The 7,445-nt window shown below is 58.3% G+C and carries 8 protein-coding genes; 6 read left to right on the top strand and 2 right to left on the bottom strand.

Annotated features, from left to right (window positions below):
* The 6 genes from AC3B8H_RS16155 to AC3B8H_RS16130 form a co-directional block, all read left to right on the top strand.
* The coding region (locus tag AC3B8H_RS16155) for a hypothetical protein (RefSeq protein ID WP_488442574.1) at positions 1-283 on the top strand (283 nt) is incomplete at its 5' end.
* Positions 284-517: 234 nt separating this feature from the next.
* Entirely contained in the window at positions 518-1,225 is a 708-nt protein-coding gene (gene ubiG, locus AC3B8H_RS16150) for a bifunctional 2-polyprenyl-6-hydroxyphenol methylase/3-demethylubiquinol 3-O-methyltransferase UbiG (protein ID WP_488442573.1), read from the top strand.
* Between the two features lie 5 nt (positions 1,226-1,230).
* The gene (locus AC3B8H_RS16145; RefSeq protein ID WP_488442572.1) at positions 1,231-1,902 is read left to right on the top strand and encodes an HAD family hydrolase; all 672 of its coding nucleotides are present in this window, start codon (positions 1,231-1,233) and stop codon (positions 1,900-1,902) included.
* Positions 1,893-2,621 (top strand): SDR family NAD(P)-dependent oxidoreductase, encoded by a 729-nt coding sequence (locus AC3B8H_RS16140; protein ID WP_488442571.1) that lies wholly within the window; start codon positions 1,893-1,895, stop codon positions 2,619-2,621. Before AC3B8H_RS16145 ends, AC3B8H_RS16140 begins: the two co-directional genes overlap by 10 nt.
* A gap of 8 nt (positions 2,622-2,629) precedes the next feature.
* Positions 2,630-3,178 (top strand): putative Fe-S cluster assembly protein SufT, encoded by a 549-nt coding sequence (gene sufT / locus AC3B8H_RS16135; RefSeq protein ID WP_488442570.1) that lies wholly within the window; start codon positions 2,630-2,632, stop codon positions 3,176-3,178.
* Between the two features lie 149 nt (positions 3,179-3,327).
* Entirely contained in the window at positions 3,328-4,215 is an 888-nt protein-coding gene (locus AC3B8H_RS16130; RefSeq protein ID WP_488442569.1) for a GGDEF domain-containing protein, read from the top strand.
* Positions 4,216-4,251: 36 nt separating this feature from the next.
* Here AC3B8H_RS16130 and lolA read toward each other — a convergent pair whose 3' ends face one another.
* Both lolA and mrcB read right to left on the bottom strand, forming a co-directional pair.
* Positions 4,252-4,866 (bottom strand): outer membrane lipoprotein periplasmic chaperone LolA, encoded by a 615-nt coding sequence (gene lolA / locus AC3B8H_RS16125; protein ID WP_488442568.1) that lies wholly within the window; start codon positions 4,864-4,866, stop codon positions 4,252-4,254.
* Between the two features lie 3 nt (positions 4,867-4,869).
* The gene (mrcB, locus tag AC3B8H_RS16120; RefSeq protein WP_488442567.1) at positions 4,870-7,203 is read right to left on the bottom strand and encodes a penicillin-binding protein 1B; all 2,334 of its coding nucleotides are present in this window, start codon (positions 7,201-7,203) and stop codon (positions 4,870-4,872) included.
* Positions 7,204-7,445: the final 242 nt, after the last annotated feature.

Raw genomic sequence — 7,445 nt, 5'->3', positions numbered from 1 at the left:
AAGGGCAACATTTTGGTCTGGCGCCGCGAACAAGCAAATTCAATCGATGAGGTATCTCGCCACCGCAGCGACGGATGGAATAGTCAAGGTTTCGTTCCGTCGTTTGGTTCATGCAAGCCGATATGGATTGTTTTGGGCGCAAATCAAATATGCCGCTGGTAGTGGCTGCATATCGTTAGAAATTTCTCGGGTTTGGAAAGGTTTTTATCCAGTGATGCGGTCGTCGCGTGGACCGAATGTTGCCAGCAGCGCTTGGGCATGGCTGGCTCCGGTTTATGAATAAATGCGCGCGGTCCTTCTCGGCGAACTTCATGCCATCGAATTCGATGCGTCGCTCCGGTGTTTTGATTCGCTTCGGCGTGGCGCCGCTCCGCTCCAATTCTTATGTCCGACCGCCACCGGTTCATCACGGAATGGGGGTACGCGCTTAGATGGTTACGTTCTAAGAGTTGCCGCATGACGAATAACCTAGTGTTAAAGTAAACTATAGCGAACTTACTACAGTGCACGATAGATCATGACGGCAGCAGACAACGTACATCCACATGAAATTCATAAGTTCGGCGCCCAGGCTGAGCGCTGGTGGGATCCTAACGGCGAATTGCATACCTTGCATGCGGTCAATCCGCTCCGCTTGGAGTTCATCGGCCGGCAAGTCGATTTGGCCGGCAAACGGGTTGTCGACGTCGGTTGCGGCGGCGGGATTCTGACCGAGGGCCTGGCCCGGCAGGGCGCCGATGCCCTGGGCATCGACTTGAGCGAAGATTTGCTGGACATCGCCGATCTGCACAGTCTGGAAACCGGCGTGGCGGTCAGTTACCGCAAGGTCAGCGCGGAACAATTGGCGGCCGAGGAACCGGGTAGCTTTGACGTGGTGACCTGCATGGAAATGTTGGAGCATGTTCCCGATCCGGCTTCGGTCGTCAAGGCTTGCGCCACATTGGTCAAACCCGGCGGTCTGGTGTTTTTTTCGACCTTGAACCGGGTGCCCAAGGCGTGGTTGTTGGCGATCGTCGCCGCCGAGCACTTGCTGAAAATGGTGCCGAAAGGCACTCACGAATATAAGACCTTCATCAAGCCGGCGGAACTGGACCGGATGGCCCGAGCCGGCGGCCTGGAGTTACAGGCGATGATCGGTATCGAATACCAACCGTTCGCCAAGCGCTTCAGCCTGGGCCGCGACATCGACGTTAACTATATAGCCGCGTTCGCGCGTTCCGAATAATCTGCATGACCGACTTCAAACTCGAGTGTGTCTTGTTCGACTTGGATGGTACCCTGGTCGATACCGCGCCGGATCTGATCGCCTGCCTGAACCGAACCCTGGCGGCGCACGGTTTTGCCGAAATTGCGCCGGCGGCGGTGAAGCCGGCGATCTCGCGCGGCGCCATGGCGATGATTCGGCAAGCGGTCACGGTGGACGAGACGGCGGCGCAAACGCTGTTGACCGACATGCTCAACGCCTATCAGGCCAACATTGCCGAACACAGCTGTTTTTTCGACGGCATCGCCGATTGCCTGGACGCCATCGAAACCGCCGGCTTGAAATGGGGGGTGGTGACCAATAAAAAGCAGCGGTTTACTTCGCCGTTGCTGCGAGCCTTGGCATTGGACGAGCGCGCGGCCTGCGTGGTCAGCGGCGATACCACGGCTTTTAGCAAGCCGCATCCGGAACCGATGTTTGAAGCTTGCCGACAGGCCGGCGTGACGCCTGAGCGTTGCGTTTACATCGGCGATGCGCCGCACGACATTGCCGCCGGCAAAAGCGCCCGCATGAAAACCCTGGCGGCCTTGTACGGCTATTTGAACAGCGACGACCAGCCCGATACTTGGGGGGCGGACGCGATGATCGAGCATCCCCGTCAACTGACGCAATGGATACAAAGCAATCTATGTCATTGAACAATCGAGTTATTTTGATCACCGGCGCCGGCGGTGGCTTGGGCGGCGCTGCCGCGCTGGCGCTGGCCGGGCAGGGCGCGAGCCTGATTTTGTTGGACAACAGCATTCCTAAATTGGAAAAAACCTACGACGCGATAGTCGCGGCCGGCGGTCCGGAGCCGACGATGTACCCTTTCGACTTGGCCGGCGCCACCGAAGCGCAATATCAGGACATGGCCGACGCCATCGCCGAACGCTTCGGCGCATTGCACGGTGTATTGCATTCGGCGGTGGAATTCAGCGCGTTCAGCCCGATCGCCAATTACAAAACCAAGGACTGGGGCCACGCATTGAACGTCAATCTCAACGCGGCGTTTTTGCTGAGCCGGGTACTGCTGCCGGTGATGTTGGCCGCCGAGCACGCCGCGATGGTGTTCACTTCCGACTCCTCGGCCCGTAAGGGCCAAGCGTATTCCGGCGCTTACGGGGTTTCCAAAATCGCGTTGGAAGGTTTCGCGGCCATCTTGGCCGCCGAGTTGGAATCCGCCGGCAAAATTCGAGTCAACACCTTGGTGCCGGGGCCGGTCGACAGTCCGTTGCGGCGCAAGGCCTATCCGGCCGAAGACAAGGCGGCGCTGCCGGCGCCTGCCAGTTTGCAGCCGCTATACGTTTATTTATTCAGCGACGCCAGCCTCGGCGTCACCGGTCAAATTATTGACGCCCAGACATTCACACGTTGAAACGAGCTATGGCAGACAGAGAAGTGGTGTTTTTAAGCCGTGACGTCAACATTGTCACGATACCCGACGGCCATCACGGCATGTTGCGCAAGGGTCAGGAAGTCACGATCCACCAGTCCTTGGGCAGTAACTATACGGTTTTCACCGATTACGGCCACATGGTGAGGATTGCCGGCGTCGATGCCGACGCGCTCGGCAAGGAGCCTCAGCATTTGCAGACCCTGGTGTCGGAAACCGACGCGAAGGCGGTCGAGCGCAATTGCTGGGAAGTGATGAAAACTGTTTATGATCCGGAAATCCCGGTGAATATCGTCGATTTGGGTTTGGTCTACGGTTGCGACGTAACCGCCAATGCCGACGGCGGTCACGACGTCCACGTGCGGATGACTTTGACCGCGCCGGGTTGCGGCATGGGCCCGGTGATTCAAGGCGACGTTGAGAAGTGCATCCGCGGTTTGCCCGGTGTCGATAGTGTTGACGTCGAAGTGGTGTTGGACCCGCCGTGGTCCAGGGAAATGATGTCCGAAGTCGCTCAGGTGCAGTTGGGCCTGTTTTGAGGCGCGCCGGGAATCCGGCGGAAATTTGCCGCCTTGCCGCTTCGCGCGGGTGTTTTTTCTGTAATATTTTGAAAAATAAGTATTAAAATAATCTGGCACGGTCCTGGCTTTGGGTTGCTTGAATGCCAACTCGATCACTGGGGACCGTCATGAAAGAACAATCCGCCGAATTAGCCGTCGTCAGCAATAAAACCTTCGAAGCTTCGACGGCGGTCAATCTTCATCATTACGACATCAGCAGTGCCTTGCAAACCACGCTGGAGTTCGACGAGCTGATTGCGATCTTCTGCAACAAGATTCAAGCCACGATCCCGCACAACGGCGTCGAGTACAATAATTCGCTGTTCAATATGCACTATCAACGCGGCGTGATGGCCCGCCACTCTTGCTCTTACGTCTTAAAGGTCGAGGAGCAGGAGCTGGGCGAACTAAAGCTAACCCGTACCCAACGTTTCGGCCGCGACGAGCTGAAAATGCTGGAAAGTCTGTTGTGCTGCCTGATTTATCCGTTACGTAACGCCACTTTGTTTCAACAAGCCTTGCGGATGGCGTATACCGATCCGTTGACCAAAACCAACAACCGCGCGGCCTTCAACGACAGTTTGCAACGCGAGGTCAAACGGGCGGTGCGTCACGGCCAGCATTTGTCGCTGGTGTTCGTCGATATCGACCATTTCAAGAATATCAACGACCAATACGGCCACGCTTGCGGCGACTTGGCCTTGGCGTCGGTTGCCGCCTGGTTGCGCGACAGCGTGCGCGGCAGCGATGCGGTTTACCGCTTCGGCGGCGAAGAGTTCGTGATCTTATTGGCCGACACCGACATCGACGGCGCCAGGGTCATCGCCGAACGCCTGCGCGCGGACATCGAATCGCATACGCTGGCTTACGGCATGGATGTGTTGAATTTGACCGCCAGTTTGGGCGTGGCCACGCTGCAAGGCGACGACAGCGCGGAATCGTTGGTCAAGCGTGCCGATAAAGCGATGTACGCCGCCAAGCAACGCGGCCGCAACCGGGTGGAATTGGCCGCCTGACCGGCGGGCCGGCAAAATCTTGCCGGCCCGGATCGCTTAGTTTTCGAACACGTCGGCGCCCTTGGGCGCTTTGAAGTTGAACAAGGCTTCGTCCAGCTTGGGATTGATTTGAATGTTGGAGAAATAGATGCGCGTCAATTGGCCGAAATTGTCGCTCAATTCCATGCCGCCCAACTGGTCGCGCTCCAGGCCGATCAGAATGTATTTAAAGCCGCTTTCCTCGTTCTTGGGCGATAATTTCACCCAATTCATGCCTTCGTCCTCGCCTTGTTCGCGGAGCGCGAATTTCTCCTCGATGTCGATTTGACCGGTCAACAGCAAGGCCGGCGTCGAACCCAGCGAATCGTCCAACTGCTTGACGGTGACTTGTTCCAAATCCGCGTCGTAAAACCAAACCTTGCCGCCGTTGGAAACGATTTCCTGCACGAAGGGTTTTTGGTAGTCCCAGCGGAATTTCCCTGGACGGCTCAGATAAAACTTGCCGCTGCTGGTTTGTGCCGGTTTGCCGCTCTTGTCCAGCGTGACTTGGCGGAAGTCGGCGGCCAATGCGCTGGAGCCGGCCAGAAAGGTTTTCAATCGGGCGATCGGCGTCTCTTCCGCGTGCAATTGGGTGGCGCATATCAAGCAAAAAACGAAGCTAATAATTTTCATCGGTTAAAAAGGATTGAGGTTGTTAAGCCAGTTGCCGTCGGTTTCGCCGCCACCGCCGCATTCGGAAAATTGGCTGGGGCCGGAGCCGTCGACGAAGGGCAGTAATTTGGCGCCGGGGCAGTCTTCGGTGCTGAGCAGGCCGCTGGAAGGATCGATCCACTTCATTTCGACATTGTCCGGCCGGATCAGGCTGACCGGCTTTTTCGAGACCTGCCGCATCAAGTCGGCCCAGATTTGCAGCGCGCCGCTGCCGCCGGTCAGGCCGGTCGGCTTGTTGTCGTCGCGGCCCACCCAGACCACCGACAGTAAATCGCCGCTGAAACCGGCGAACCAGCTATCCCGCAACTGGTTGGTGGTGCCGGTCTTGCCGGCCAGCGCCATGCTTTGCGGCATGTAGCTGTAGGCCGAGTGACCGGTGCCGGCGTACATCACTTCCTGCAGTATCGTGTTGGTGATGAAGGCGGCGGCCGGATCGACCGCTTGGTGCACGGTAAACGGATAGCTTTGCAGCGCCTTGCCGTCGGCGGCATTGACGGCCCGAATCGAGCGTAGCGGCGTCGCGAAGCCGTCGCCGGCCAGGGTTTGATAAAGCTGGGTGACTTCGAACGGCGTCAGGGCTTGGGCGCCGAGCAGGAAGGACGGATACAGATTCACCGGCCGCGATACCCCCATCGCCTTCAGCGTGTTGGCGATCTTGCCCAACCCGATGTCCATGCCGATGCGCACCGTCGCCAAATTGTAGGAATGGGTCAGCGCGGTATGCAAGGGTACGACGCCGTGCTCGCGGTTGTCGTAATTGTCCGGCGACCAGGTCTTGCCGCTGCCGTCGTCCAACGCGATCGCGGTATCGCTGACCGGCGTCGCGATCGTATAGCGGTCGGGATGTTCCAGCGCCGTCAGATAAACCACCGGTTTGATCAGCGAGCCGATCGGCCGCACTGCGTCCAGCGCCCGGTTAAAGCCGGTCGTGACCGCGCTGTCGCGGCCGCCGACCATCGCCACGATTTCGCCGTTGTCGCGGCGGGTGACGATGGCTGCGCTTTGCAAGTCGTCGCTTTTCGGACTCTTCTCCAGGTGTTTCAATTTGTTGGCCAGCGTTTGCTCCAAGGTGTCCTGAATGCGAGTGTCCAGCGTGGTGACGATGCGCAAGCCTTCCGAAGTCAGATCCTCTTCCTTGTATTCCTGTCTAAGCTGGCGTTTGACCAAGTCGATGAAGTCCGGAAAACGGTTGGCCGAGCGATGGATGACCTTGGCCACGCCCAACGCTTGCTTTTTGGCGTCGGCGGCTTGTTGTTCGTCGATATAGCCTTCGGCTTGCATCGAGTCCAGCACTAGATTGCGCCGTTCCAGGGTATGGTCCGGATTGCGGCGCGGATCGTATTCGGACGGTCCGCGCACCAGCGCCACCAAGGTGGCAACTTGCGGCAGATTCAGGGTTTTCAGCGATTGGCCGAAATAGAATTCGCTGGCCAGACCGAAGCCGTGCACCGCGCTGGAACCGTCCTGACCCAGGAAGATTTCGTTCAAGTAGGCTTCCAGAATCTCGTCCTTGCTGTAGCGGTACTCCAAGATCAGCGACATCAGCACCTCCTTGAGCTTGCGCCGCAAGGTGCGCTTGGGGTGCAGGAAGAAATTTTTCACCAATTGTTGAGTGATCGTGCTGCCGCCCTGCACCATGCCGCCGGCTTTCAGATTCGACCACATCGCCCGGGCGATGCCCTTGGGCGAGATGCCGAAGTGATGGTAAAAATCCCGGTCCTCGGTGGACAGCAAGCCTTGCACCAACGTCGGCGGTGCTTCGTCCAGCTTGATCAGAATGCGGTCTTCCTTGCGGGTTGGGTAAAAGCTGCCGATCTGCACCGGGTCCATTCGCAATATCGCGACGCTTTCGCCGGTCACGGCGTCGGTGATGCCGCCCACGCCGCCGCCGGCGAAGCCGACGTTGATTTTGCGGCTGTCCTGCGGCGTGTCGCCGAAGTTGAAAGCGCGGGTTTTCAGCGAGACTTGGCTCCCCTTGACCACATAGGAACCCTCGGCGGCCAGTTGCGGGTCCATCCGGTAATGCAGTTGTTGCAGCAAGTCCTCGAAGCTTTTCGCGGACATTTCGTATCCGTTGTAGAGCTCGACCGGGCTGGCGTAGACGCGGGCCGGGATCGACCAGCGCTTGCCTTCGAATTGTTGGCGAACGGTATAATCCAGGTAGAAGGTGTAGATCGCCAGGGCCGCCAACGCGGCCAGCGCCACGGTGATTGCGCCGCGGATCAACCAGTTGGATTTCGAGGGCTTTTTTTTGCGTCTGACGGTGGGTCTGCTGTATCGATTGGGTCGTTTGGCCATTCAGTATCGTAGGAATTGTGCCGCTCGAAGGCGAGCGTCGCGGTGTGGCGCCGCCTCGATCGGGGCGGGTGGTTTGGCAATATCGCCATATTATCCAATAATTTTGGTGCGGTAGCGATAAACGCCGCCGACCGGCGATAGACGAGGGGAGGGTGGATGAGTTCAATGGCTTGGCATTTCCGGGGGATGGCCGGGGTGGGCCGTCGGTTCGGTTTGGGACTGATCGCCGGCCTCGTTTATCT

Source organism: Methylomonas sp. BG-2, from assembly GCF_057766305.1.
The sequence above is the reverse complement of the archived record's forward strand: the minus strand, read 5'-3'. Positions and strand labels throughout refer to the sequence as shown.